We start from the raw sequence: 1456 nt of genomic DNA on the forward strand, positions 1-1456 counted from the left end.
TGGGCGGCGAGGGTGCCGGTGCCGCCGGTGATCAGGACGGTGCCTTGGGGGTTCCAGGTGGTGGCGGGTGTGTCCGGGGTGGGGGTGTGTGGGAGTCGGGTGAGGCGGGGGATGTGGAGGGCGCCTTGCCGGATGGCGAGGAGCGATTCCACTGAGGGTGGGCCCCCGGCCGCGAGCGTGAGGGCGAGTGCGTGCGGGAGCGCGGTGCGGGTGTCGGGGTGGGTGTCGAGGTCGATGAGGGTGATGCGCTGCGGATGTTCCGACTGCGCCGTACGTATCAGGCCCCAGAGCGCCGCCTGGACCGGATCGGGGTCTTCCCCGGGGCGTACGACGACGGCACGTCGGCTGACGAGGACGAGGTGCGTGCCCTCGTGGCGCTCCTCGGTGAGCCACTCCTGCAGGAAGGCGAGCGCACGGCCGAGTACGTTCCTGAGCTCAGCGTCGGGAGCCGCGGCTTCGGGCTCGGCGGAAGGAAGCACGGCCAATACGGTTCTGGGGGCGGCCTCGGGAGCGATTGTCCCGTTCCCCGCAGCCTTGAGAACCGCAGAGAACTCGCCCAGGTCCGCATACCGGCGGTCGAAGGCGACCAATGAGGCGAGCGGACCGTCCACGTCGCCGCCGAGAGTGAGCAACGCGTCGGGGCGCACGGCAGAGGGCGGCGCCGGGACGGTTGTCCAGGAGACCTGACGGAGCGTCGCCTGCTTCGGGGCGCCCTGTGGCCGGAGGGTGAGGGAGTTGATCGACACGACTGGCGAGCCGGCCCTGTCCGTCGCGCTGAGGGAAAGAGTCTGGGGACCGGTCTTGGTGAGACGGACACGCAGGGCGGAGCCGGCGTCGGTGGCCCGCGGGGCATGGAGTGTGACGCCCTGGAAGACGTACGGCAGGGACGTCTGACTGGTGGCACCGGTGGCGCCGTCCTCGGGGTGCAGGGCAAGGGGGTGGAGGGCGGCGTCGAGGAGTGCGGGGTGGATTCCGTACGCGCCGACGGCGTCCGGAAGCGCCTCACCGTTCCCGCCGGTCGCGGCGCTCGGGTCGATCTCGGCGTAGAGGTCGTCGCCGTCGCGCCAGGCGGCGGTCAGCCCCTGGAAGCGTGGGCCGTAGTGGTAGCCGAGCTGGGCCAGGTCGTCGTACGCCGACCCCAGATCGATGTCAGAGGCGCCGGCGGGCGGCCAGCTTTCCGAACTGGCGGCATGCGCGGTCGAGTCGGAAGACGGCGCTGCCGCTGTGAGGGTGACGCTCGCGTGGTGGGTCCAGTCGGCGCCGTCGGAGGCGCGAGAGTGGAAGGCGAGTGTGCAGGGCCCGTCCGATTCGGTCTGGGTGGCCAGTAGGCGCAGGTCGTAGGTGGTGGTGTCGGTGAGGGTGAGGGGGGTGTGGAGGGTGAGTTCGTCGATGTGGGGGTGGCCGAGGTGGGTGCCTGCGTGGAGGGCGAGGTCGACGATGGCGGTGGCGGGCAGTA

General features: G+C 71.5%; 1 protein-coding gene. It reads right to left on the minus strand.

Annotated elements, in window-relative coordinates:
- Window positions 1-1456 (minus strand): polyketide synthase dehydratase domain-containing protein (locus ACFQ7F_RS45865; protein WP_383285756.1); only part of this gene is annotated, 1456 nt, incomplete at both ends.

This window comes from Streptomyces sp. NPDC056486 (assembly GCF_042795295.1).
In the GTDB taxonomy this organism is placed as follows: Bacteria; Actinomycetota; Actinomycetes; order Streptomycetales; family Streptomycetaceae; genus Streptomyces.